The organism is Chitinophaga rhizophila (genome assembly GCF_019492185.1).
Lineage (GTDB): Bacteria > Bacteroidota > Bacteroidia > Chitinophagales > Chitinophagaceae > Chitinophaga > Chitinophaga rhizophila.
The window spans coordinates 970,231-994,549 of record NZ_JAICCF010000003.1 but is presented as its reverse complement, the minus strand read 5'-3'; the positions used below and the strand labels follow the sequence as shown (position 1 = coordinate 994,549).

Here is a 24,319-nt window from a genome sequence, read left to right as displayed (position 1 = left end):
ACGATTGTCAGCCCTTTTTGTCTTTTTATCCATTCATGGAGATCAGGAACTCTTCATTGTTCTTGGTACCTCTCATGTGTTGAAGCATAAAGTGCATTGATTCCTCTGTATTCATGTCTGCGAGGTGATTACGCAGGATATGTATACGTTTCAGGATATCTTTTTCCAGCAGCAGGTCATCACGGCGGGTAGAAGATGCTGATACGTCGATAGCAGGGAAGATACGTCTGTTAGCCAGTTTACGGTCAAGTTGTAATTCCATGTTACCGGTACCTTTAAATTCTTCAAAGATTACCTCATCCATTTTAGAACCTGTATCTATCAGTGCAGTAGCGAGTATAGTCAGGGAGCCACCGTTTTCAATTTTACGGGCAGCGCCGAAGAATTGTTTTGGTTTCTGCATTGCGTTAGCTTCCACACCACCACTCAGTACTTTACCGGAAGCCGGAGCAACGGTATTATGTGCACGGGCGAGACGGGTGATGGAATCGAGGAGGATAACAACGTCATGGCCGCATTCTACCAGGCGTTTTGCTTTCTGCAAAGCGATAGCGGATACTTTTACGTGTTTTTCTGCCGGTTCGTCGAAAGTAGAAGCGATAACTTCTGCTTTAACACTACGTTCCATATCAGTTACCTCTTCCGGACGCTCATCGATCAGTACTACCATGAGGTATACTTCAGGATGGTTTGTAGCGATTGCGTTAGCTACTTCTTTCAGCAACATGGTTTTACCCACTTTAGGTTGCGCCACGATCAAACCACGCTGACCTTTACCTATTGGAGTAAAGAGGTCCATGATACGTGTTGAGTAGTTATTTGAAGTAGTAGTAAGGCGTAATTTCTCAAAAGGGAACAATGGAGTCAGATAGTCGAAAGGTACGCGGTCACGTACTTCTTCAGGAGACTTACCATTGATAGTTTCTACTTTCAGCAGTGCGAAGTATTTCTCACCTTCTTTAGGGGGACGTACGGAACCCTTGACGGTGTCGCCGGTTTTCAGTCCGAATAATTTGATCTGTGAAGGAGATACGTAGATATCATCTGGTGAACTGAGGTAGTTATAGTCGGAAGAGCGCAGGAAACCGTAGCCATCGGGCATCATTTCGAGTACGCCTTCACTGATAATTATACCATCAAATTCTATATTAAAAGCAGGTTCTTTCTTATTTGAAGCGGGACGCTGTTTCTGCGCCAGTACCGGCTCTTCCGGCATTACAAAATCATCCTCTTCATCCTCTTCTTCTTCCTCATCTGCTTCAGCAGCGAGTGGAGCGGGAGTGACAACTTCTTCCTCTTCTTCCTCAATATCCTCAGTGAATTGCGGAATGATCACATCATCATCATCATCGAATGTAAGAGAGGGGATGTCAAGATCTATATCGAAGTTCTTTTTAGGTTTGGTTTCCTGTTTCTTTGGTTCGTCCAATTCGGTGTCTTTGGTTTTGGCGCCGTTAGCAGCTGGTTTTCTGCCACGTTTAGGTTTTTCATCTGCAGATGTAGTCTCTGCTACAGGTATTTCTTCAGCTTCTTCTTCCTTCTTTGTCTTACGTTTACGTGTTTTTTTCTCTTCACCATTTGCCGGGTTACCTTCAGAGGCCATTACTGCCTGCTTATCGAGTATTTTATAGATAAGATCCTGTTTGCTCAGTTTTTTGGCGTTTGGCACATCCAGTTTCTCTGCAATGTCAAGCAGCTCAGGAACGAGCATGTCGTTCAATTGTAAGATGTCGTACATCATCGTGTGTTGTCAAATTTAAAAGTGTTGTGAGGTGGGTACCACTACATACCAACATACACCAATTACAAATAATTGTTTTTTGAGTCCAATAAATTTAATCTGGTTATTAAATCTGATAGGGAATGTTGAGTTTAGGACTGCCGACGAAGATGGAAATTTAGAACTTTATCAGGCAGGTTTGTAACGCAAGATTAAAACAAGTTTCGCTATTATCCAAAAAAAAAGCACTGCTCCAACCTGTTACAACAGCAGCCAGATAAGCTTCCGTGCGTTCTACCCCCCTGGAAAACCCTGTCCCACAGCCTGTCTATGGTATTGGTTCGGGAATCTCCATCAACATTCCTGCCAAACCGCCTGGCATTGGGCTGTAATTAATTTAACATTTTATTTGGTTCGGGTCGTGGGATGAGGCCTAATATCCTATGCAGAATGCTTACTATCACTTAAATTTGCAATCCTAAAATATATATCTATATGAGCCAAAGAGTAAAAGTCAAGCAGATACTGCAGGACGAAAAAACAGACTACAACGTAGTGGTTAAGGGTTGGATACGGTCTTTCCGTAACAATCAGTTTATAGCTTTGAACGATGGCTCTACCAATAATAATCTCCAGGTAGTACTGGACGCAGAATCTGTAACCCCGGAACTGATAAAACGCCTTACAACCGGGGCTGCTATCAGCGTATCGGGGCAGGTAATTCCTTCCCTGGGTAAAGGCCAGCGCGTAGAATTGAAAGCAGTTGAACTTGAAATACTGGGAGATTGTGATCCGGAGAAATATCCGCTTCAGCTCAAAAACCGTCCAAGTCTGGAATACCTGCGTGAGATAGCTCACCTGCGTTTCCGTACCAACACGTTTGGCGCTATTTTCCGTCTGCGCCATGCACTGGCTTTTGCAGTACACAAGTTCTTCAACGAAAAGGGGTTTGTATATCTGCACACGCCTATTATCACAGCATCTGACGCAGAAGGCGCTGGTGAAATGTTCCATGTGACCTCTTTCGACATCAAGAATCCTCCACTGACTGAAAGTGGTGAAATTGATTATAAAGAAGATTTCTTTGGCCGCGCTACCAATCTGACCGTATCCGGCCAGCTGGAAGGTGAACTTGGTGCAATGGCCTTTGGTGATATCTACACCTTTGGTCCAACCTTCCGTGCAGAAAACTCTAATACCGCCCGTCACCTGGCTGAATTTTGGATGATCGAACCAGAAATGGCATTCTATGACCTCGATGACAATATGAACCTGGCAGAAGCCTTTATCAAATACGTTATTGGCTACGCACTGGAAAATAACAGGGAAGACCTTGAATTTCTGGCACAACGCCTGCAGGAAGAGGAAAAACAGAAACCTCAGCAGGAACGTAGCGAAATGGGTCTGATAGAGAAGCTGGAGTTTGTACTCAATAACGAGTTTGTACGTATTACATATACCGAAGCTATCGACATTCTGAAGAACAGCAAGCCTAACAAAAACAAGAAATTCTCCTACCTGATAGAAGAGTGGGGTGCTGACCTGCAGAGTGAACACGAACGCTATCTGGTAGAAAAACACTTCAAGAAACCAGTTATCCTGACTGACTATCCTAAAGCTATCAAAGCGTTCTACATGAAGCAGAACGAAGACGGCAAAACTGTTAGAGCAATGGATATTCTATTCCCTGGTATCGGTGAGATAGTAGGCGGCTCACAACGTGAGGAAAACTACAATAAGCTGGTTGCCCGTATGGAGGAAATGCACCTGCCAGTAGAAGAAATGAGCTGGTACCTGGATACACGCCGCTTTGGATCTGCACCACATGCTGGCTTCGGTCTGGGCTTTGAAAGACTGGTATTGTTTGTTTCTGGTATGGGTAATATCAGAGACGTAATTCCTTTCCCAAGAACACCGAAAAACGCGGAGTTCTAAGAAGGAAGTGGGCTTAATGCCCTTCATCTGCACTAAAGAACTACACAGCATACTGTGTGTATATAAGACTTAAATTATAAGGTCTGACTCCTTCGAGTCAGACCTTTCTCTTTTTCAATAATCTGAGTTACTGTATGGAATTTTAACCGCCCTGCATCTTTATCTATGAAAGCGCTTTCAGTCATTCTATTTCCTTACCGAAAAATCATTTGCTATGGCTGAAATGAATACCAATAGCTCTGAGCGCGGTTGTAAAAGAGGCACCCGTTCAAAGAAATTAAGCACCCGTGTTGATATGACACCTATGGTTGATCTGGGCTTCCTGCTCATCACCTTTTTCATGCTGACTACCACAATGTTTAAGCATAGAACAACAGACCTGTTAATGCCTGCTGAAGATAAAGAACATCCAACCCTACTGGCTGACAGCAAGTCATTAACTATTCTGTTAGGCGCTGATAACAAGGTAAGCTACTACGAAGGCATGGGCAATGATCCTGAACATCCACCTGTAGTAAGACAATCATCATTTGCTAATAATCATGGCATACGCGACGTTATAATTAATAAACGTGCGCAGGTAATAGAGCGCCATCAAGCAGATGATCTGATGGTATTGATAAAAGCAGATAAGAATGCTAATTACAAAAATGTAGTGGATATCATGGATGAAATGCTCATCAACCATGTGCAACGATATGCCGTAGTAGACATTACACCGGAAGACCAATCATTCTTAAATCGATAATACACCCATCTTTTCCAATGATATTGCGGTTGTGTTAGTTAGCAATCCGGACCGCAGAGAAAGTCTGACTGTATGATGTCAGACTTTTCTTTTTTACCAGACCCTAATCCCTAATTCCCAATTACTATTTATCTTTAGTAAAAATCAATACTATGGAAATAACTCATTCCATTCCGGTTGTGGACCTCGCCGCCTTTACCTCGGGCGACGCCGCAAGTAAAGCAGCCTTCGTTGAAAAGCTTGGAAAAGCTTACGAAGAAGTTGGCTTTGTAGCGGTAAAAAATCATGGTATATCTGATGATTTGATTGCTAAATTGTACAAGTATGTACAACTGTTCTTCACACTTCCACCTGAAATCAAACGGTCTTACGAGATACCTGAACTGGCGGGACAGCGTGGTTATACCTCTTTTGGTAAAGAGCATGCAAAAGGATACGATGCACCCGATCTGAAAGAATTTTTTCAGTTTGGACAAACAGTAGAAGACAAAGATCCTATTGGTGATGAATATCCGCCGAATGTTGTAGTGAAAGAGATACCGGCATTTACACCGACATTTTTTGATGCATACCGGGCTTTTGAAAAATCCGGCAAAGCATTGTTACAGGCTATTGCAATATACCTGGGACTGGATGAACAATACTTTGATCAATTTATTCATAACGGCAATTCTATCCTGAGAGCGATACATTATCCGCCTATTACGGAAGAGCCATCTTCAGCTATCCGTGCAGAACAGCATGAAGATATCAACCTGATCACCCTGCTGGTAGGTGCATCCGCAGATGGATTACAGATACTGGACAAGCAAGGTAACTGGGTACCTGTAACATCATTGCCTGAACAGATCGTTGTGAATGTTGGCGATATGCTGCAAAGATTGACAAATAACCGTCTGAAATCCACAACACACCGGGTGGTTAATCCTCCGCGGGATATGTGGCATACCAGCCGGTACTCTATACCGTTCTTCCTGCATCCTAAATCAGAGATGCCGCTGAACGCACTTGATAGCTGTATAACATCCAGTAATCCGCTGGCATATGAACCTATTACAGCTGGTGAATATCTGGATGAAAGGCTGAGAGAGATAGGACTGAAGAAATAATTATCAAAAAGAAAAACGCTCCATTACCGGAGCGTTTTTTCTTTCTTATATGGGTTCAAACTACTACTAATTAACAGCACCTACACTATTGACCTGCTTTTTAGCCAGGGTCTTTTCCTCTTCCAGTACAGCGACATTACCAGTAAATAACTGACTAAAGTAAGCTCTCATTTCACTGGTCATACGATATTCATTTTGTGGAAAGTTGAGAAAGTAACTATGCTGACTGCCTACCTGATCTCTGAAGTTGATATAGTTAGCATTTTCTGCCAGCATACCCTTCTGCTTCTCTCCCAGCTGCGGGGTCATTGTAAGCAGATGTGCGCCTTTCAATTGCCAGTCGGCCCTGTTGTAATGAATGTATATCTTATTGGCAAAACCGATATTTTCCACCCATTCTTTATGTCCTTTAGATGGTACACAGGCAGCATTGATCACAACATTCTCTATAAAAGGCTCCTCATTTAATTGCTTATAATCTTCACCTTTCATCATTTCCATCAGAATAATATTGCCCATACTATGATAAAATGTAGAAACCTTTACTTGTTGCATCCAGTCTTCCTGTTCCCTACGCGCCTGCTGTATGATACGCAGTAATTTGAAGTAATGCGGGGCAGATAACTTTGCATTGTTTCGGGCAAACTTGAAATTACGGGCCGGCCTATAAGTAGTATTAATACTGGCGTAGTCGAACATAACCACATTCACATTATACTGAGATCTCATTAATAGGCCCCTTTCGACATTAGTAGTAAAGATTTTACCCATTCCCTCCGCATATACAACGATATCTCTTTTTTCAGGCAACATATGCATAGCGTCTGCCAATGTAGGCGTCTGATATACATTCCACTTCCCTGCTCTTTTCTGGAGGAAAAAGTATTTTAACCCGGCAGTATCTACATATTCATCTACGAAACGCAGGCTATCCTTATAAAAATGCCGGTTGCTTACGAAAACCAGGCAAGTATCTGACAAATCAGGTTTTACACAATCTGACTGAAAGCAGAAATTGGCCCAATAAGCATCGCTATTGTAAAACGATAACTGGGCCTGGGCGCTCAGTGAGAATGTTATGCATAGGAGTACGAGGAATCGCTTCATAATACTGTTTCTATAATTAAGATATTCATTACCAGTCAATAACAGGGTATCAGATAGAAGGTGGGAGGTATTTAATATCCTGCAAAGTATACAGGAACTATATCAAGTATTATGCCTGCCGCTAATGGCACTAACCGAAGAAAATCAACAGTTTGTCGCATTATTGTTTGTTATTGTCTGGAAATTATTGAAATTCGGGCAGCCGAAACCATAACTAACCGTGTTTCTTCGTCATATTCCTTTTCTTAGGGCTGTTTTTATGCACAGCATCACAGCATATGGTGGACCTCAGGGCCATCTGGCGATGATGTTGAAGACATTTGTGCACCAACGAAGGGATGTGACAGAAAAGGAATTGATGGAATACAATGCATTCTGCCAGTTGCTACCCGGCGCTTCTTCCTCTCAGACACTTACCCTTATTGGTTATAAACGTGGCGGTATTACACTGGCAATAGCCACACTGTTTATATGGATAGCCCCAGCATGTATATTGATGGGGTCATTAAGTTTTCTGTTGCAGTATTTTGACCAGAAAGTCCTTCATACAGATATATTTAAATACGTACAACCGATGGCGGTTGGTTTCTTGATCTATGGAAGTATGCGGGCATTCCGTATCAGTATTCGTAATCTGGCAACAGCTGTTATCATGGTCGTGTCTTTACTGACAGCCTATTTCTTTAAATCTCCGTGGACATTCCCTTGTCTGATCATACTGGGAGGCATTGTATCTAATTTCAGTGATAAGCGCATTCCTGACTTCCAGGATAAGCCCAAAAAGATTCGTTGGACAAATATCTGGCTATTTGCTACCCTGTTTATACTGGCTGGATTTCTGTCAGAGCTTGCGCGTACACATGACTGGATCACCCGCCGCCCGTTTAACCTGTTCGAGAACTTCTATCGTTTTGGTAGCCTGGTATTTGGAGGAGGAGATATATTGATAGCTATGATGCTCGAACAGTATGTATCGCGTGAAAAAACGCAGTTTATGAACGCGGAGGAGCTATTGACAGGAGCAGGCATTATGCGGGCATTACCAGGACCTACATTCTCAATAACAGCTTATGTGGGAGGAATGGTGATGCACAGTCTGGGACCGGGCTACCAGTTATTAGGATGTGTATTGGCACCGGTTGCTATTTTCCTGCCCAGCTTATTGCTTGTATTATTCTTTTTCCCGATCTGGCATAACCTGAAGAAATACGTAGTTATCTACCGTGCATTAGAAGGGATTAATGCTACAGTGGTTGGAATTATGTGGGCAGCCACGATTATCTTATTCCTGGCCATCCCACATACCTGGTACAATATTGCAATTACCGTGGGTACATTATCTATACTCTTCACGTCCCGTGTACCATCTCCATTTATAGTATTAGCCTGCCTGTTGCTAGGCTGGTTAATGTAGGCCTTTATTGCGGCCTGGTCGATTTCTGATTCTTCTTAAACACCATAGCCGCCAGTGCAGCGGCCAGTAATCCTAAAACGCCATTTGTGAAGAACACATTACCGGCCAGGTATATCCAGAAATTAGGATTGTCTGTTTGCGAAGAGGCGATAAAGTGCATAATGATTGTAAAAAAGGAAATGATCACTATTGCCCACATTGTAGTACGGAAACCCATCGCAAATAGAGCTAGTGAAGAGGTCTTTTCATGATGCTGGCTGTTATAATGGATAACTGAGAACAAAACACCCAGGAACATCAGCAGATTACCGAAGTAGCCTGTCCACAGGTTACCAGACATATTTGTAAAGTAGAAAATGATGGTAAATACTACGGAAACCACGGATATTATGATTCCATATACAGGAGCCAGGTTCACATAATGATGATGATTTGCTGTTTGCATAACGGTTCATTTTTAGGGTCCAAAAATTAACTGTTAGCCATTATAAGACAATTATTATTCCACATCCGACTGTGCCAGGGCTTCGATCTTGTCAATAGCTTTGCGCAGATCATTCTTTGTCTTACTGATTCCTTCCCATAGATCACCTAGCTTTTGTACTCTCTCGGCCATATTGCCAATAGTAAAATCACTGATAGCGAGATCGTCTGTCAATTCCTCCCAGCGTAGTGGCGCAGATACTGTAGCCCCTGGTTTTGGACGTACGGAGTAAGGCGAAGCAATGGTTTGTCCTTTGCTGTTCTGCATGTAATCAATATATACTTTCTTATTACGCTTTGATTTAGTACGGATTACACTAGTAATATCCGGTAGTTCTTGTTGTACCTGTTTCGCTACATACTCTGCAAATAAGCGGCAAGTTTCATAGTTGTACTTACCACCCGTAGGAACATATATATGTAATCCGGAAGCACCTGAGGTTTTACAGAAGGCTTTAACATCAAGTTGATCCAGCAGCTCTTTGATAGCAAGTGCAGTCTGAACAACATATTTGAAAGCAATATTCTCTGGGTCAAGATCCAATACAAGAAAATCCGGGTTATCTAGTTTCTGAATACGCGATAACCATGGATTCATCTCAATACAGCCCAGATTTGCCATGTAAGCTAATGTAGCGGCATTATTACACACCAGGTAGTCCACATCCCTCGATGCTGAAGCAGCGTGAAGAGAGATTGTTTTTACCCAATCAGGAGCTGCCTCAATATCTACATCCTTTTGATAAAAACCAGGGTCTTTAATACCGTTAGGAAAGCGATGCAGGCTCAAAGGTCTGTCTTTCAGATAGGGCAAAACGTAATCTGCCATATCCATGTAGTAATCCAAAAGATCACCTTTAGTAATTTTCTCGTCTGGCCAGTATAATTTGTGCTGATTAGTTAGCTGTACTTTTTTGCCATTCAATGTTACCAGAGGATCTTTATCGCGCTTAGGCTTTGCAACGGAAGCAGATTTGGATACTGCTTTTGTAGCAGCTTTGGCAGACTTTGCTACTTCCTGATATACTTCTGTGGCAGGTTTATCTTTTCTTAAACCGAGAAATACTGGTTGCCTGAGACGTTTGTCAGTTGTCCAGGATGCAAACTTTACCTGACACACCAACTGAGGCTTAACCCAGGTGACAGGCGTGTTTGTTTTCACTTTGTTCTTAAACGGGGAAGCCTTCTGTTTAAGTGGCTGCATCTTTTGATACAGTTCATCTATAAGAGTTCCATCAAGTCCGCCCCCACAGTTACCTACATATGTCAATTCCTTATTTTCATCGTAAAGGCCAAGCACCAGCGAGCCTATTTTCTTTCTGCTACCCTTTGGTTCGGTATAGCCACATATTACAGCTTCCTGCTCGTCAACAATCTTAATTTTCAGCCACGACATAGATCTACGCCCTTCTGCGTAAAGACTATCTGCTTCTTTTGCTATAATGCCTTCCCATCCCTTCTGTTTTGCCTTAGTATAAATTTTGTCACTATTATTCTGCACATGGTCTGAATAAAGGATGGCCTTGTTATTCAATTGCAAGATGACATCTTTCAGTAGTTCCTTACGCTGAATGAGCGGTAGCGCTTTAAGATCCTGACCATCCAGTTCCAGCATGTCAAAAACTACATAAACAAGATTACCAGCAGCTGAATTTTTATAGTTCTGCAGGGATTGAAAGTCTGAAGATCCGTCCTTTTTGAGAATAACAATTTCGCCATCCAGAACAACATTATGTTCAAATTCTTTCAGCGCAGTCACAATGTCCGGATAATCATCATTAAAAGGCAGGTGATTACGTGAATATAGTTCCACTTTCCCCTTTTGCACATCAGCAATCGCCCTGTATCCATCCCATTTAGTTTCAAATATCCATCCATCACGGCTAAAAGGCGCGTCAACCAGTGTAGCCATCATTGGAGTGAATAATTCACGTTGTGCCTTTGAGCTTCTGGAATTTTTCTTTACTGGTGCGGACTTATCCTTTGCTGTTTTTGTCTCACGTTTTACCTCACGGCTTTTCTTTTTGCCAGCCCCTTTCATTTTCTCCTTTTCTCTGACTCCCTTATCCTTTATACGCTGAGGGGTGTAATTTTCACTATCATAAGCTTCCTTTACAGCATAGTCGTCTTTATGTTTGAGCAGCAGCCATGCATTCTCATCAGAGTTTTTCATTTTAACCAGGGCAAACTCACCTTTAACTTTTCGACCCTTCAAACGTATTTTGAGGTTACCCTCACGTATCTCCTTATCTGCTTCTTTATCAAAGCTCCTCCCATCCTGATGAAGTAGTTCGTATTTACCCTTGTCCCATACATAGACGAAGCCGGCTCCATAATTCCCTTCTGGAATTACGCCTTCAAAGTCTTTATAATCATAAGGGTGGTCTTCTACCTGCATGGCGAGTCGCTTATCTGCAGGATTCATGGATGGACCTTTGGGTACGGCCCAGCTTTTCAGGACACCATCTACTTCCAGGCGGAAATCATAGTGCAGGCGCGACGCGTGATGTCGCTGTATAACGAAGATATGTTCTTTACCTGCAGTTTTGCGTTTATCACCTTTAGGCTCAGCCGTCTGTTTAAAATTACGTTTCTGGTCGTATGATTTCAGGCTGCTCATGATGCACGCTTTTTATTACTGCCACTGTTAAGACTCGCTTTCAGCTGACTGAACAGGTCACTGCTTTTAGTATGTACTACTTTCATTTTCTTGACAGTACGACGCTTGCCGGTAGCTTTAGCCTTGATTATTTTCATGAGGTCTTCATGATAAGTATCTTTAAACTGACTGATGTCAAATTCAGTAGTATAGCTCTCTACTAGCTGCACAGCCATATCAAGCTCTTTTTTGGTCAGCTTAGCCGCAGATGGCAAGGACAACTCTTCCGGTGAACGGATCTCCTGTTCAAATCTTAATTGTTGCAACATGAGGTAATCTTCCCGTGGACGTATAATGGCCAGATGTTCACTCGTTCTGAGTACAAAACGCCCCAGACCAGCCTTACCTGTTTTCTGTAATGTTTTTAGCAGTAATTCATATGCTTTTACACCAGCTTTATCGGGTTCAATGTAGTAGGGAGTCTCGAAATAGATGTCGTCAATTTCAGCCAGCCCTACGAATGACTCAATAGTAATCATTTTACTCTTTTCGGGACTTGCTTCCTGAAAGTCTTCATCTTCCAGAATGATGTATTCATCATTGTATAAATATCCCTTTACAATCTGGTCCCATGGCACTTCTTTACCTGTATCTTCATTCACCCTTTTGTATTTAATATGGGCGTGATCTTTACGGTCCAGCATATCCAGGTTCAGCCTGCTATCCTGTACAGCGCTATACAATTTGATGGGTATATTTACTAACCCAAAACCGATTGTTCCTGACCAAACAGCTCTCATAAAAAAATAATTTAGTAGTGATATATAGTGAAAACCAAACGGTATGCCATGGCACGTGTTTTGGATTTTAACCAGTAACAAAAACCTTTGTTTATGGAAAAGCCAGGCGAAATGACCACCCTTAGCCGGGTGATGCAAAAATTGCACGATAAAGGCCTTGACCACGAGTTGAAGATGAGTGATCATGGCAGAATGCAGAATAAGGAAAAGCAAAAGATCTACAATCCTGATGAATTGAAGATCATTAAAACCTACCGGTTTGAAGGAGAATCTGATCCGGGAGATATGTCCGTATTATACCTTATTGAAGATAAGGAAGGAGAAATTGGTTATGTGTTGGATGCCTACGGAACATATAGTACTCACGAAGAATCCGGATTTGATGAATTTATCCAGAAAATCCCGGTAGAAGACAGGGACGACCAGTTGATTTTCGCGTAGTTAGCTTACGTAGCAGATCACTGAAGAACCACGAATGATTGTACTTAGACCAAACGTATAGAAGACTGTAGCGAATCAACAGCTAAGACAATTTATTATCTCAAAATAGGAAAGGGTGTATTGATCATCAATACACCCTTTCCTATTATAGTACGCCAGCCAAAGGCTTACTTCTTTATTTTTTCAATGACATGCTTTTTCTGCTCTTTCATGAATTTCAGCAGTACCTTTTCGTCATTGCGTAACCCATCTTCTGAGGCGCTCATCCTACCGGCCCTGAGTTGTTCCAGGTAAGGCTCCAATTCACATTGCTCATATGCCTCAAGTATCTTAGGATGGATGTAATATTTCTTGCAGACTGCCCTGGTATTCCCAAGCTTTCCCGCTACACTATCAATGATATTAACCAGGTTTTGCTTGCATTCATGGGCAGAAGCAAATGGCGTAAGATCAGCCAGCAGGTTCAGCGCATTTACAGTACCAGACCAGGTGCGGAAGTCTTTACAGGTAAAGTCATCGCCCGTCCACAGCTTCAGATATTCATTGATATCTCCTGAATCCAGACTTTTATGATCATCTCCCTCGTAATATTGAAATAGTTCCTGTCCTGGAATCTCTCTTACTTTATATAACAGCTTGGCTAATTGAGCATGTTTGAGCGTTATTTTATGCATAACGCCCTTTTTACCTTTAAACTTGAAAAACGCAGTATTGCCGTCAATTTTCACATGCTGTGAATGCAGGGTAGTCAATCCATAAGAGCCATATAGCTTCTCGTAAGATATATTTCCTACCCTAATCAAGGTCTCTTGCATCACGCTGAGCGCTATTGCTGTAACCTTCTCTTTATCAAGAGTTCTTTTACGTAAAGCAGCTGTGATATGCTCACGTAGCTGCGGTAGTTTCTCCCCAAAATGTAGCAGGCGGTCGTACTTAGTTTCATTACGTACTTTAGCCCAGGTGGAGTGGTAACGGTACTGCCTTCTGCCAGCGGCATCAATACCAGTTGCCTGCAAATGGGCGTTTGCATACGGAGAGATCCATACGTCTTCCCAGGCAGGAGGCAGTACCAGTCCACGGATTCTCTTTAGCACCTCTTCATCCTTTATCACATCTCCATGCTGATCACGGTACTGAAAGCCGCCTTTAGTTTTCTCTCTACTGAACCCTTTGGTTCCTGACTTCACATAACGTAATTTGACAGCTTTGGCAGTAGCCATTGCTTCAGCAAGTAAATCCATAGTTTTAAGTTTTTAAAAACTAACCATTTACCACTTCACCGCCATTCGGATGCAACACCTGCCCGGTCATATAGCTACCATCATCACTAGCGAGAAACACATAACAGCTAGCTACCTCCACCGGCTCACCAGCACGTTTCAATGGTACATCTGATCCGAAAGTTTTAACCTGTTCAGCGTCAAATGTTGCAGGAATCAGGGGTGTCCATATCGGGCCTGGAGCAACCGCATTTACACGTATTTTCTTTTCTGCAAGAGACGCAGACAAAGAGCGGGTGAAGCTGACAATAGCACCTTTTGTACTTGAATAGTCTAATAGATGACTACTGCCCCTATAAGCGGTAACAGAGGTTGTATTAATAATAGAAGCCCCTTCTTTCAGGTGAGGCAAGGCAGCCTTCGACAGGTAGAACTGAGCAAAAATATTTGTTGCGAAAGTCTTTTGCAGCTGTTCTGCTGTGATATCTTCCAGACTTTTTTGTGGATACTGTACAGCCGCGTTGTTAACAACAATGTCCAAACGGCCAAAAGTGTCAATTGCTTTGTTTACCAGTTCAGCGCTGTGTTTCTCATCAGTGAGGTCTCCAGGAACCAATACTGCTTTACGGCCATATTCTTCTACATGCTTCTGCGTCAGCGCTGCATCTTCATGTTCATCAAAATAACCGATAACCACATCCGCGCCTTCCCGGGCGAATGCAATAGCCACTGCACGTCCGATACCACTATCACCACCAGTAATGATAGCTACTCTGTCCATTAATTTACCAACCGGTCCTTCTTTTCTTTCAAACACTGGTTTTGGATCCATTTCCGTTTCCAGTCCCGGTTGGCGCTGCTGTTCCTGTTCCGGCCTTAACGGCTTCTTTTCTTCTGATTGCTGCATAAGTTTTGATTTAAGAAAGGCCTCATGCATGCTTTCATGCAGAGGCCTTAGGGTTCTCATTATGAGTTCATATACTACTCAGCTGCTGCTTCTTCATTTACAGATGACTCAGCCAACTGTGTGAGTAATACGTCTGTTTCTTTTTCTTCATTCAGAGTCTGTTCTAACAATTGAACAGCTTCTTCATGTCCCATTCTGGCTGCCAGCGTACGCAGGCTACCATATGAGGCAATTTCATAGTGCTCAATTTTCTGACAGCAGATGATCAGACCTGCATCGCGTACTGCGCTATCTTCTTCAGTATCTTCAATTACTTCCTGTCCCTCAGCGATGAGTCCTTCCATTGCAGGGCATTTTTTGGCCTTTGCGGTCTGTCCGATGGACTCAAATACCTGCTCGATCCTGCTTACCTGTCCACGGGTTTGTTCCTGGTGGGTAGCAATTGCATCTGCCAATTCCTCTGAAGTTGCAGCCTTCTGCATTTTACCTAAAGCCTTAACAAGGTTCTTTTCGGCCCAGTAGATATCTTTCAGCTGGTCAACAAACAGTTCATGAAACTTGGAGTTTGGCATATCTTCACTCTTACTCTTACTGCTCTTTGCGCGGGAAGATCCTGAGGATTTTGGAGCAGTACGAGATCCAGCTGCAGATTTGCTGCCGGCTGAACTTCTACCAGCAGTTCTTGACTGGCTGGTTGTTTTAGACTTAGTTTGGGTTTTTGTTGCCATTTTATTTGGAGTTTAATAGTGATTAACAAGTTTATTCTTCCGGGATTACTTTCGCATCCTCTTCATCGTAGCTATGTCCTGTCTCCATAATCGTACTATCTGGGTATAGATTAGGAGATCTTTCCTGTACATCTTCCCTATCCTGTTCTGCTACGAGTTCCATCCTTTCATTTTCAGCTTTCGGATCAGGTGGTGAACGTTTAATATCATGATCCGGGATCTCGTTAGGCACAGAAGGTGGCGGACCTTGTGGCGGAGGAGGAGGCGTTATTTCCGGGTTATTAGGCTTTGGCGGCTCTTCCTGTGGAATGGGCTGTTTTTCAGGCACCCCTCCCGGATTTGGTGTCGGGTTCGGACTTCCCGCCATTACCGTATGATAGTATTGCATATGAATTATTTTTGGGTGAACGATTCGTTTTACTGTGCGCAGTTGTATCCTGATGTTTTTCAACGTATTCTGTAAGGTAAAAAGACAAAGTTCATTCCAGTGCCCGCCCTGTACCATATTTGGCTTATTTCACCCTATTTCATTTTCCTTTATAACCCTCTACTGCAGAGGATTACAGGCATTCCTACCCTACTGTAAAGTATATATGAAGCACTTCAGCAGCCACGACTGCAAAGCCTGTAGAATATGCATTTCACAATGTGGAAATTGATGGATAGTAGTATAGGCGTTAATTAGTCCTTGAAAAGATACATAGCACAATATTTGTATACATATGGTGACAAATTACTGGATATACGTTCTTCTCTTCCTGAGACAAAGGTCGTGTTGAGGACAAACGATTTTCACGTATTTGACGTAAATTAGAAAGCTACCACAATCAACGGGAAAAATGCATATACCTGTACAAAAGAAGATCAGATTGGGATTCTTTGTCGCATTTACTGTGATCATTGTCGCATCGATATGCTCCTTTCTTGTGACCAAGACGTTGCTGGACAATGCCCGCTGGATGAATCAGACAATAGAGATTTCCAAAAGTCTGGAAGTGATCACCAAACAACTGAAAGATGCGGAATCAGCGCTAAGAGGCTATAAGCTTACCCATGATACTACATTTCTGCGCCCCACCATGCATGAGCGTAGTGTTAAAATAGAAGAAGAATATATGCTGCTGCGCCGAATTACTGCTGACAGTAAGCGGCAGCAATTGCACCTGGATACCTTAAAAAAGCTGTTGGAAAAGAAATATCAGCAGCTGATCTCTGGTGAAGTCAGGTTGTCAAACCAGCAAACAGACACCTCTGTCGTGCAGGAGGGAGAAAAATGGATGGATCGGATAGATGTGAAAGTACAGGACATGTTGCGGATTGAAAATGCCAAACTGCACCAAAAATCGCGGCTACAGGAGTTTTTCTCTGCCATTTGGATTCCTGTTATCTTCATATCTTCACTGATGGCTATATTAATAGGAATCTACTCATATGTGACACTTACCCGGGAGTTCCGGCTGCAGCTACATATAGAATCCCGGCTTAAGTCATACCAGCACGACCTGCAACAAAATATTAAGTTATTGAACAAATCTAACGAGGAACTTGAGCAATTTGCCTATGTAGCCTCGCACGACCTGCAGGAACCTTTAAGAAAGATTTCAACTTTTAGTGACCGCCTACAGACGAAATATGGAGATCAGCTACCACCCGAAGCGGCCGATCTTATTGTTAGAATGGTAGGCGCTGTCGGAAGGATGCGGGTACTAATCAATGACCTGCTGTTGTTCTCAAGAGCCGGACGGATCGCTCCTGAGAACATTGCCAAAGTTGAGATGACGCAATTACTCCAAGACGTAATTGGGGATCTGGAGGTAAGTTTACAGGAGAAAAAAGCACTAGTCAACATTTCACCAGTACCGGTTATAGAGGGTAATCCTACTTCCTTTCATCAGTTATTCCAGAATATCATTGCTAATGCCATTAAATTTGCACATCCGGAGCGGCAGCTGGTGATCAACATCAGATCGGAACAAGAGAACAGTCAGTGTCGGATCTATGTAGAAGATAATGGTATAGGTTTTGACCCGGCATATGCCGAACGCATCTTTTTATTATTCCAAAGATTGCACGGCATGAGCGAATATTCCGGTACCGGCATCGGCCTGGCTATTTGCAAAAAAATCGTTGATAGCCACCACGGACACATAACCGCTTTGGGATCACCAGGCAAAGGGGCCACGTTTATAATCGAATTACCACTAACACAAACCCTCTACAATGAATAAAATTAAAACTGCCGGAAAAATTAGCATCCTTATTGCTGATGATGATGCTGATGACAGAGAGCTGATCCAGGCAGCTTTTGATGAGAACAGTACACAGCACCACATCAACTTTGTGGAAAACGGCGAAGAACTGCTGCGTTACCTCAACCGAGAGGGGCACTATGCGGATGAAACGCTACACCCATTTCCACAAATTATATTGCTGGACCTGAACATGCCTAAAAAAGATGGAAGAGAAGCATTACGCGAATTAAAGGCAGATAACGTTTATAAGAGTATCCCTGTTATCATATTAACTACTTCCATGGAAGAAAAAGATATTGTTAAAAGTTATGAGCTGGGTGTAAACAGCTTTATCATAAAACCAGTGACCTATTCGGACCTCGTGGAATTTACCCGCGTATTAGGACAATATTGGTTCGAAATAGCAGAACTGCCAAATGTTTAGAGAATGACAGATCAACCCGTACACATATTGATGATCGACGATGATGAGGACGATTTTTACCTTGTCAGCCAGTTGTTACAGGACATCTCACCAGGGCAGTACCAGCTGGACTGGGCCCCTACTTACTCCAAAGCGGTAGAAGAAATTGACAGAAAGATACATGATATCTACCTGGCAGATTACCGGTTGGGGCCTTATACAGGTATAGACATTCTGCACCATTTTCAGCAACTGGACTACAAAGCTCCAGTTATCATGCTGACCGGTAAGGGCGACTATACAATAGATAAGGAAGCCATGCAGGCAGGAGCCTCCGATTATCTGGTAAAAGGCGAGATCAGCGCCGACCTGCTGGAAAGGTCAATTCGTTATGCCTTGGATGAGGCGCGCCATCTGCGGATTATCGAGGAAAATGAGAAGAAATACTTCGGCGTATTTGAAAAAGCACATGACCTTATCATCCTTGCCGATTGTGACAAAAATGTAATTGACGCCAATCCTTCAGCCATCAGAACATTGCAGTACAGCAAAGAAGAGATGCTGGAGTTAAATCTGAAACAGCTATTTTTTCAGGAAGATCAGTGCAAACATTTTTTCGATCACATCTGCGGAGATGAGTCGAGCCTGCGAACAGAATATAACTTCGTCACAAAACATGGCAAAAAGCTGGACGTAATGGTCAGCGCGGTCATGCTGGATGAGACAGAACAGATATTTCTTTGCGTAGTTCAGGATATTACTGAGCGGAAACGTGAGGAGCTGGAGAAGCAGCAACAGCAAAAGTTTGTAGTAACAGGACGTATAGCCCGTGTAATTGCACATGAAGTTAGGAATCCACTGACAAACATCCTGCTGGCCGTGAGTCAGTTCAAAGGCGAGCCGGTTAGTATGGAAGACAGTCAGGTATACGTCGATATAATTGAGCGTAACTGTACCCGTATCAACCAGCTGATCACAGAGTTGCTTCATTCCACAAGAATGATAGAGCTAAATATTCATGCACACGGCGTTAATGAGCTGACAGACAAAGCACTTGCCTTGGCACAGGACCGTTTGCAGCTCAACGAGATTAATGTGAAGAAAGACTATCTGAAACAGGATGTAATGATTCCTGCGGATGAAGATAAGGTGATAATTGCGTTGTTGAATATTATTATTAATGCAGTTGAGGCGATGACGCCGGGTAAGGGACTGTTGACATTACAAACAACCAAACAGCGCGACAAAGCCATTATTACCATTGGAGATAATGGCCCAGGTATTCCTGAAGAAACGAAAAGCAGATTGTTTGATCCGTTCTTTACGAACAAACCTAAGGGGACAGGTCTGGGATTAACCAGCACACAGAATATTATTATGAATCACAAGGGCACTGTACACGTCGAAAGTGAGATTGGGGAAGGAAGTGTATTTACGATTGTATTGCCTACCAACTAAATGTAGTCAGGCATAGTATCAAACTATTAAATAGTCATCTTAATGTATTCCATGTTTCAGTACTGGAATCTTTAAAGATGACTATTTTTTTATCATACTTCTTTCATTTTTTCCTCAGTATTTTCAATGGCCTCTTCTACAGAGTGAGACTCTTTCATGTCCATTCTTTTCTTTGTCTCTTCTGCCAATCTGCAATAGTAATTATGGAGGGTATCTAATTCGTTTTCCGACAAATCTTCCACTACAATGAGGCGATTGCTGGCCAGTTTATTAGCTGCGATCAATTCGTTAAGTTTCAATTGTACAGATTTGGAGTCTTTATTTTGTGATTTCTGAATCACAAATACCATTAAGAAGGTAATAATCGTTGTACCTGTATTAATTACAAGCTGCCACGTGTCTGAGTAATGAAAAATGGGCCCCGTTACTGCCCAAACAATAATTGCAAGCATTGCGACAAAGAATGCCCAGGCAGATCCTGTTGCCTGTGCTACTCTACTTGCGAACCGCTCAAAGAAATTCGCACCTTTCTTTTCATCTTTTGCTGATTGGTGAGAGTTATTGTGGGAAGCCATAATGCACGATTTTATATTTCCTTAAAAGTGCAAATAACATACCGTGTAGAATGAAAAAGGGCCTGTTAGAAAACAAGCCCATTCTGATTGAATATTAAACAAACATTATATTGATATCGCTAATAATTGATGTTAAGTAACCTTAACTTGTTGTATAAGGTCTTACGGTCAATGTTAAGCAGTTGCGCTGCTTTCGTCTTATTATACTTCACTTCTTTGAGTACGTTAATTATTTTATTGTACTCAGCCTGCAATGCAACTGTTTTAAGATCGTTTTCGTTTGTGATAGAGATCAGTTCACCTGACATGTTAACCTGATGATCTTCCTCATATGGTTGTTGCGCGAATGACTCTTTCATTTCCAGTGGTAATGTAGACAATGTGATGTCTTCATGTTCCGGAGTAAGGAGGCATGCACGGCGAATAACGTTTTTAAGTTCACGGATGTTACCAGGCCAGTTATAGCGGTTGAAGCACTCCCATACCTCATTGGTGATTTTACCACAATTTTTCTGCAACTCTCTTTCCACCTGGCGCATGAACGCATTGATAAAGAGCGGTAAATCCTCTACTCTTTCTCGTAATGGTGGAATGTAGATAGTAAATTCATTAAACCTGTGGAATAGATCCTCACGGAAACGACCTTTGGATACAGATTCGGAAAGTTTCTCGTTAGATGCTACTATGATACGTACGTCAATTGGAATTTCTTTCAGGTTACCTACCCTGCGGATTACCTTTTCTTGAATTACACGTAGCAATGCCACTTGTATATCATAAGAAAGGTTAGCAACCTCGTCAAGAAAAAGGGTACCGCCATGGGCCTGTTCAAAAGCACCAATTTTCGTATTAATAGCGCCTGTAAACGCACCTTTTTCATGGCCAAACAGTTCACTTGCTGCCAGTTCTTTAGAAAGGCTACCACAGTCCAAGGCTACAAAGGGCTGATTGTGTCTTTTGCTATGCTGATGAATGAGATGAGCCACGGACTCCTTACCGGTACCTGTCTCTCCGAAGATGATGACACTATAATCGGTTGGTGCCACCAGTTTTATCTGGCGGAACAGCTCCTTAGCTCCGTTACTCTCACCGTAAACGTATTTGTGGTTTTTGTCAAGCATTTCCCCATCTGCACCATCATCAGCAGCCTGTATTGCACCATTGGCAGCAGGAGCTGCTGTAACAGTGCGCATTGGCATGGACGATTCACGCTCACGTTCTGCATCCATGTGTGCAAATGCTTTGTGTACCAGGTTCAATATTTCATCCGGATAAAGCGGTTTTGACAGATAATCGTAAGCTCCGTTCTTCACCATATCAACAGCTACTCTAACATCTGTGTACCCAGTGATGATGATAACAATAGTACGCGGGTTGATCAGCAGTATATCCTGCAGTAACTGTGCACCATCAGTATCTTTTAACCGGTAGTCGCATAACACCAGGTCAAAAGTTTTTTCTTTCATCATCTTCAGGGCAGTCGCACCACTCATGGTAGTATCTACCTTGAAGCCATGTTTACCTAAAAACTTGCTCAGTAACGTACAAATATTGATCTCATCGTCAATTATCAGAATATTTCTCATAATATTTATATGTGGTGTTAGACAACAGCGTTTTTAAATTTACAAAAATTATCACCCACTTATTTCTGGCTTAACATATTACTCATTAATTCATCCAGGTTAGTTACGTTAAATGGCTTTGCCATAAAGTAACTGGCACCTGCATTGAGGGCCTTCTGCTTCTCCATCCCATTATCATATGCACTGATAGTTATAACAGGCAATGCTGGACATTTCTTTTTGATGGCAGGCAATGCTTCCAGGCCGGAACCATCAGGGAGATGTATATCAAGGAAAAGTAAGTCAGGTTGTTGTTGTTGGAGATACTGCATTCCTTCTGTCAGTGCATGTACGTATTTCACTTTATAGCCGTGTTTAACAAGACTTAATTGCAGTAATTTACAGATATCTGGTTCATCATCAATGATCAGAATAAACGATCCTTTTTTCCCCTCAGTAGTCAATATTTTATCGGACGGGTGGTCCACATCCGTTTTTATATGCTGTGCCATGCTTTCACTTGTTCCATTAAAAATTGATTGTCAAATACTTGTAGATATATTCATATAGAAAGCCTATCTCTTACACATTTTCCACCCTATCCTTCGCAAATACTCAAAACATTATCTGACAAATATCAATCCATTACCAAACCGATGTCTTCCATAGGGAGAAAAGCATTTTACCACACAAATATGTAGAAATATTTCCACAATATTTGTAGACACTCCACTGTTTGAACTGAGATATACAACGCAGACCGGCAATATGGCAGATGGTATGGTAATTGAACTTTTTATGGCAGAATTACCGATTTTCATTCATAGCTGTTGTTTTAGTTATTGTCCCGGGTCAAGCGCCCGGGACAATTTTATTTCATTAACATCTCATTCACAGATTTATATTTTCCAGCATCTACTTTTGATTATCCAATAAATGTTTAATCCACACCTGCGTATTCCCGCCGGTGTCAAATATTTTAACAGGTTGTTTTCTTGTTTTAAGTAAAGAGCCAGGTTGTTTAGCCTGGCTCCTATTCTTAATGATTTCTTAACCTCTTTTTTTTTGTACTCCCCCCCTTTGTGACGAATATTACTTACGACTCTAACCCAGTCTCGTTGACCTAAAATCTACGCCAACATCCCTCAAAGCAAATACAACAATATGAACGTGACTATAGAATATGGTATCGTCGGCGTGCCCGAGCACCATATTAAAGTGACACATCAGCTTCCCCCACAGTATGCGGCATATCGCTGTGATTTTTCAGAGCCTATACTCATGACCTCTCCTGCTGTAGATATTATCTATCATACGGCAGTAGCAAATGGATGCAGCTTAACTAATAATGTATTTGTAGTAAAGGAGCCGGTACAGCTGCTACCAAAAGCCAAGGACCCTTTAAGTACGTTGTGCTGCATGATACAGGGGAGTATTAATATGTCCTACGCAAACCTGACAACAATACCGCTACTTCAAGGGCAATATAATTGCTTTCACGTGACAGGTCCCCAACAGCCAACTTTATTTGTGCCCGGCGTTTATGAGGTACAATATTACCAATTCAGCCGAGACCTGCTGGCTTACCATTCCAATCATTCCAAACTCGCCAGTAACTGGGTCTATAAAATAGATATGGGTATGCCTGCACATCTAACTCCTACCCCGGGAATTATCTGGGAAGGCATGCATCATCTGAACCGTGAGTTGAAATTTTGTATAGTAAACACTCCCTTGCGACGAACATGGCTGGCAGGAAAGCTTCAGGAATTACTTATACTTGTTCTTGAACAACAGGATTCAAGTATTATCCCCTCATCACAGGATGTGACTTTTAACACTATCAAAGCATTCATAAGTAATAACCTGGATAAAGAGCTGAGCATTTCCCAACTTGCTTCTACATATTTTATCAGCGCTTCTAAGTTACGGCAGAGCTTTATTAAATACTGTGGTATGTCGTTTTCCGACTACCAACTTAAAGTAAGATTGGAAAGAGCGAGATCTTTATGTATAGACAGGGATGTCAGCATTGCACACATTGCATACATTGTCGGATACAAAAACCCATCAGCCCTCACCAAAGTATATAAGAACTATTATGGAGAAACACCGAGTGAGACCAGACGTAGTAGGAGCAGTGAATGAAAACCAGTATATTTAATGAATCCACCCAAACTAACTGCGAAAATGCGCATATAGGATAAGTAAATATGCCGCCCCGGATAATTTATGCTAGTTTTATTAACCTAACTTTAATATTGCGACGATATTTGATCTCAGCCTATAGCCAAAGCCATTGTCCAATTGAAGAACTATAACCCTGTTATCGGCACCATCAACTCTGTTATACCCAAATTAAAAAAACAGCTATGACTATCATGCATTGGCTTCACCGAGAGTGAGCCTTCTAGCAAGTTAGCACCGTTAATTTAACCGTTGATTTATCTGTAACCATACTGCGGTTAACCCTTAGACATATCGCTTCTGAAAGAAGATCGATACGAAGCAGTATTGCCTGTATTGGCGATAATGTACGCCTTTTATCCTATACAAGATTCACATGCAACTTTCATCATAATTCCAATATTAATATGACGATCGATATCTTATATAAGCTGAAACACATTGATAATCTGATACGGATTAAAGGCACAGGTACACCTGATCAACTGGCGCATAGATTAGGCATATCAAGAAGAAGTCTTTTTGATTACCTCAATCTAATGAAAGAATATGGTGCGCCTATAAAATATTGCTCACAGCGGCAAAGCTACTACTACGAAACAGAGGGGCGCTTCATGGCCCTCTGCAAGTTTAAAGAAGAAGGTACAGAAATCAGTATTTAATTAAAA

The 24,319-nt window shown here is 42.1% G+C and carries 22 protein-coding genes; 10 read left to right on the top strand and 12 right to left on the bottom strand.

Going from position 1 to position 24,319, the window contains the following annotated elements; all coding sequences use genetic code 11:
* Window positions 1–25 precede the first annotated feature (25 nt).
* A complete protein-coding gene (gene rho / locus K1Y79_RS18600; RefSeq protein WP_220251994.1) occupies window positions 26–1,738 on the bottom strand; it encodes a transcription termination factor Rho in 1,713 nt (570 codons plus the stop codon).
* A gap of 477 nt (window positions 1,739–2,215) precedes the next feature.
* Between rho and asnS the strand changes: the two genes are divergently transcribed.
* The 3 genes from asnS to K1Y79_RS18585 all read left to right on the top strand — a co-directional run bounded on the left by asnS (window position 2,216) and on the right by K1Y79_RS18585 (window position 5,512).
* Entirely contained in the window at window positions 2,216–3,655 is a 1,440-nt protein-coding gene (gene asnS / locus K1Y79_RS18595) for an asparagine--tRNA ligase (protein WP_220251664.1), read from the top strand.
* A gap of 214 nt (window positions 3,656–3,869) precedes the next feature.
* Complete coding sequence (locus K1Y79_RS18590; RefSeq protein WP_220251663.1) at window positions 3,870–4,403, top strand: ExbD/TolR family protein; 534 nt, start codon at window positions 3,870–3,872, stop codon at window positions 4,401–4,403.
* Window positions 4,404–4,555: 152 nt separating this feature from the next.
* Window positions 4,556–5,512 (top strand): isopenicillin N synthase family dioxygenase, encoded by a 957-nt coding sequence (locus tag K1Y79_RS18585; RefSeq protein ID WP_220251662.1) that lies wholly within the window; start codon window positions 4,556–4,558, stop codon window positions 5,510–5,512.
* 66 nt (window positions 5,513–5,578) lie between these two features.
* On the opposite strand, the gene K1Y79_RS18580 is transcribed toward K1Y79_RS18585, so the two are convergent.
* On the bottom strand, window positions 5,579–6,619 hold the full coding sequence (locus tag K1Y79_RS18580; protein ID WP_220251661.1) for an alpha/beta hydrolase: 1,041 nt from the start codon (window positions 6,617–6,619) through the stop codon (window positions 5,579–5,581).
* 259 nt (window positions 6,620–6,878) lie between these two features.
* On the opposite strand from K1Y79_RS18580, the gene chrA reads away from it, so the two are divergent.
* Window positions 6,879–8,033, top strand: coding sequence for a chromate efflux transporter (gene chrA / locus K1Y79_RS18575; RefSeq protein ID WP_236059694.1), 1,155 nt, complete (start codon window positions 6,879–6,881; stop codon window positions 8,031–8,033).
* 4 nt (window positions 8,034–8,037) lie between these two features.
* Here chrA and K1Y79_RS18570 read toward each other — a convergent pair whose 3' ends face one another.
* Genes K1Y79_RS18570 through ku form a run of 3 tightly spaced genes read right to left on the bottom strand, consistent with a single transcriptional unit; the run spans window position 8,038 to window position 11,915 of the window.
* Entirely contained in the window at window positions 8,038–8,478 is a 441-nt protein-coding gene (locus K1Y79_RS18570; RefSeq protein WP_220251659.1) for a hypothetical protein, read from the bottom strand.
* 54 nt (window positions 8,479–8,532) lie between these two features.
* Window positions 8,533–11,136: a DNA ligase D gene (gene ligD, locus K1Y79_RS18565; protein WP_220251658.1), complete on the bottom strand. Its 2,604-nt coding sequence runs from the start codon at window positions 11,134–11,136 to the stop codon at window positions 8,533–8,535.
* The gene (gene ku / locus K1Y79_RS18560) at window positions 11,133–11,915 is read right to left on the bottom strand and encodes a non-homologous end joining protein Ku (protein WP_220251657.1); all 783 of its coding nucleotides are present in this window, start codon (window positions 11,913–11,915) and stop codon (window positions 11,133–11,135) included. Before ku ends, ligD begins: the two co-directional genes overlap by 4 nt.
* A gap of 93 nt (window positions 11,916–12,008) precedes the next feature.
* Here ku and K1Y79_RS18555 point away from each other — a divergent pair, with 93 nt between their 5' ends.
* A complete protein-coding gene (locus tag K1Y79_RS18555) occupies window positions 12,009–12,356 on the top strand; it encodes a hypothetical protein (protein WP_220251656.1) in 348 nt (115 codons plus the stop codon).
* Between the two features lie 167 nt (window positions 12,357–12,523).
* Here K1Y79_RS18555 and K1Y79_RS18550 read toward each other — a convergent pair whose 3' ends face one another.
* The 4 genes from K1Y79_RS18550 to K1Y79_RS18535 all read right to left on the bottom strand — a co-directional run bounded on the left by K1Y79_RS18550 (window position 12,524) and on the right by K1Y79_RS18535 (window position 15,599).
* The gene (locus tag K1Y79_RS18550; RefSeq protein WP_220251655.1) at window positions 12,524–13,597 is read right to left on the bottom strand and encodes a DNA topoisomerase IB; all 1,074 of its coding nucleotides are present in this window, start codon (window positions 13,595–13,597) and stop codon (window positions 12,524–12,526) included.
* A gap of 19 nt (window positions 13,598–13,616) precedes the next feature.
* Entirely contained in the window at window positions 13,617–14,483 is an 867-nt protein-coding gene (locus K1Y79_RS18545; protein ID WP_220251654.1) for an SDR family oxidoreductase, read from the bottom strand.
* Between the two features lie 74 nt (window positions 14,484–14,557).
* Complete coding sequence (locus K1Y79_RS18540) at window positions 14,558–15,211, bottom strand: YciE/YciF ferroxidase family protein (protein WP_220251653.1); 654 nt, start codon at window positions 15,209–15,211, stop codon at window positions 14,558–14,560.
* A 31-nt stretch (window positions 15,212–15,242) separates the two neighbouring features.
* The gene (locus tag K1Y79_RS18535) at window positions 15,243–15,599 is read right to left on the bottom strand and encodes a hypothetical protein (protein ID WP_220251652.1); all 357 of its coding nucleotides are present in this window, start codon (window positions 15,597–15,599) and stop codon (window positions 15,243–15,245) included.
* Between the two features lie 451 nt (window positions 15,600–16,050).
* On the opposite strand from K1Y79_RS18535, the gene K1Y79_RS18530 reads away from it, so the two are divergent.
* The 3 genes from K1Y79_RS18530 to K1Y79_RS18520 are packed head-to-tail and all read left to right on the top strand — an operon-like array spanning window position 16,051 to window position 19,324.
* Window positions 16,051–17,439: a sensor histidine kinase gene (locus tag K1Y79_RS18530; RefSeq protein WP_220251651.1), complete on the top strand. Its 1,389-nt coding sequence runs from the start codon at window positions 16,051–16,053 to the stop codon at window positions 17,437–17,439.
* Window positions 17,432–17,887, top strand: coding sequence for a response regulator (locus K1Y79_RS18525; RefSeq protein ID WP_220251650.1), 456 nt, complete (start codon window positions 17,432–17,434; stop codon window positions 17,885–17,887). The genes K1Y79_RS18530 and K1Y79_RS18525 overlap by 8 nt, the downstream gene beginning before the upstream one ends.
* Window positions 17,888–17,890: 3 nt before the next feature.
* Complete coding sequence (locus K1Y79_RS18520; protein WP_220251649.1) at window positions 17,891–19,324, top strand: hybrid sensor histidine kinase/response regulator; 1,434 nt, start codon at window positions 17,891–17,893, stop codon at window positions 19,322–19,324.
* 92 nt (window positions 19,325–19,416) lie between these two features.
* Here K1Y79_RS18520 and K1Y79_RS18515 read toward each other — a convergent pair whose 3' ends face one another.
* The 3 genes from K1Y79_RS18515 to K1Y79_RS18505 all read right to left on the bottom strand — a co-directional run bounded on the left by K1Y79_RS18515 (window position 19,417) and on the right by K1Y79_RS18505 (window position 21,976).
* Complete coding sequence (locus tag K1Y79_RS18515; RefSeq protein WP_220251648.1) at window positions 19,417–19,899, bottom strand: low affinity iron permease family protein; 483 nt, start codon at window positions 19,897–19,899, stop codon at window positions 19,417–19,419.
* 119 nt (window positions 19,900–20,018) lie between these two features.
* The gene (locus K1Y79_RS18510) at window positions 20,019–21,485 is read right to left on the bottom strand and encodes a sigma-54-dependent transcriptional regulator (protein ID WP_220251647.1); all 1,467 of its coding nucleotides are present in this window, start codon (window positions 21,483–21,485) and stop codon (window positions 20,019–20,021) included.
* A gap of 59 nt (window positions 21,486–21,544) precedes the next feature.
* Window positions 21,545–21,976, bottom strand: a complete 432-nt coding sequence (locus tag K1Y79_RS18505; protein WP_146306333.1) for a response regulator transcription factor — start codon at window positions 21,974–21,976, stop codon at window positions 21,545–21,547.
* 652 nt (window positions 21,977–22,628) lie between these two features.
* Here K1Y79_RS18505 and K1Y79_RS18500 point away from each other — a divergent pair.
* Together K1Y79_RS18500 and K1Y79_RS18495 are read left to right on the top strand one after the other, a co-directional pair.
* On the top strand, window positions 22,629–23,612 hold the full coding sequence (locus K1Y79_RS18500; protein ID WP_220251646.1) for a helix-turn-helix transcriptional regulator: 984 nt from the start codon (window positions 22,629–22,631) through the stop codon (window positions 23,610–23,612).
* A gap of 446 nt (window positions 23,613–24,058) precedes the next feature.
* Window positions 24,059–24,313: a helix-turn-helix domain-containing protein gene (locus K1Y79_RS18495; protein ID WP_220251645.1), complete on the top strand. Its 255-nt coding sequence runs from the start codon at window positions 24,059–24,061 to the stop codon at window positions 24,311–24,313.
* Window positions 24,314–24,319 lie beyond the last annotated feature (6 nt).

What these genes read in the sequence shown, in the direction of transcription:
- ligD (WP_220251658.1), bottom strand. Translation starts at nt 11,136, where the DNA reads ATGAGCAGCCTGAAATCATACGACCAGAAACGTAATTTTAAACAGACG.
- K1Y79_RS18520 (WP_220251649.1), top strand. Translation starts at nt 17,891, where the DNA reads ATGACAGATCAACCCGTACACATATTGATGATCGACGATGATGAGGAC.
- K1Y79_RS18530 (WP_220251651.1), top strand. Translation starts at nt 16,051, where the DNA reads ATGCATATACCTGTACAAAAGAAGATCAGATTGGGATTCTTTGTCGCA.
- ku (WP_220251657.1), bottom strand. Translation starts at nt 11,915, where the DNA reads ATGAGAGCTGTTTGGTCAGGAACAATCGGTTTTGGGTTAGTAAATATA.
- chrA (WP_236059694.1), top strand. Translation starts at nt 6,879, where the DNA reads ATGCACAGCATCACAGCATATGGTGGACCTCAGGGCCATCTGGCGATG.
- K1Y79_RS18555 (WP_220251656.1), top strand. Translation starts at nt 12,009, where the DNA reads ATGGAAAAGCCAGGCGAAATGACCACCCTTAGCCGGGTGATGCAAAAA.
- K1Y79_RS18540 (WP_220251653.1), bottom strand. Translation starts at nt 15,211, where the DNA reads ATGGCAACAAAAACCCAAACTAAGTCTAAAACAACCAGCCAGTCAAGA.
- K1Y79_RS18550 (WP_220251655.1), bottom strand. Translation starts at nt 13,597, where the DNA reads ATGGATTTACTTGCTGAAGCAATGGCTACTGCCAAAGCTGTCAAATTA.
- K1Y79_RS18585 (WP_220251662.1), top strand. Translation starts at nt 4,556, where the DNA reads ATGGAAATAACTCATTCCATTCCGGTTGTGGACCTCGCCGCCTTTACC.
- K1Y79_RS18535 (WP_220251652.1), bottom strand. Translation starts at nt 15,599, where the DNA reads ATGCAATACTATCATACGGTAATGGCGGGAAGTCCGAACCCGACACCA.
- K1Y79_RS18590 (WP_220251663.1), top strand. Translation starts at nt 3,870, where the DNA reads ATGGCTGAAATGAATACCAATAGCTCTGAGCGCGGTTGTAAAAGAGGC.
- rho (WP_220251994.1), bottom strand. Translation starts at nt 1,738, where the DNA reads ATGTACGACATCTTACAATTGAACGACATGCTCGTTCCTGAGCTGCTT.
- K1Y79_RS18580 (WP_220251661.1), bottom strand. Translation starts at nt 6,619, where the DNA reads ATGAAGCGATTCCTCGTACTCCTATGCATAACATTCTCACTGAGCGCC.
- K1Y79_RS18495 (WP_220251645.1), top strand. Translation starts at nt 24,059, where the DNA reads ATGACGATCGATATCTTATATAAGCTGAAACACATTGATAATCTGATA.
- K1Y79_RS18570 (WP_220251659.1), bottom strand. Translation starts at nt 8,478, where the DNA reads ATGCAAACAGCAAATCATCATCATTATGTGAACCTGGCTCCTGTATAT.
- K1Y79_RS18545 (WP_220251654.1), bottom strand. Translation starts at nt 14,483, where the DNA reads ATGCAGCAATCAGAAGAAAAGAAGCCGTTAAGGCCGGAACAGGAACAG.
- asnS (WP_220251664.1), top strand. Translation starts at nt 2,216, where the DNA reads ATGAGCCAAAGAGTAAAAGTCAAGCAGATACTGCAGGACGAAAAAACA.
- K1Y79_RS18510 (WP_220251647.1), bottom strand. Translation starts at nt 21,485, where the DNA reads ATGAGAAATATTCTGATAATTGACGATGAGATCAATATTTGTACGTTA.
- K1Y79_RS18515 (WP_220251648.1), bottom strand. Translation starts at nt 19,899, where the DNA reads ATGGCTTCCCACAATAACTCTCACCAATCAGCAAAAGATGAAAAGAAA.
- K1Y79_RS18525 (WP_220251650.1), top strand. Translation starts at nt 17,432, where the DNA reads ATGAATAAAATTAAAACTGCCGGAAAAATTAGCATCCTTATTGCTGAT.
- K1Y79_RS18505 (WP_146306333.1), bottom strand. Translation starts at nt 21,976, where the DNA reads ATGGCACAGCATATAAAAACGGATGTGGACCACCCGTCCGATAAAATA.
- K1Y79_RS18500 (WP_220251646.1), top strand. Translation starts at nt 22,629, where the DNA reads ATGAACGTGACTATAGAATATGGTATCGTCGGCGTGCCCGAGCACCAT.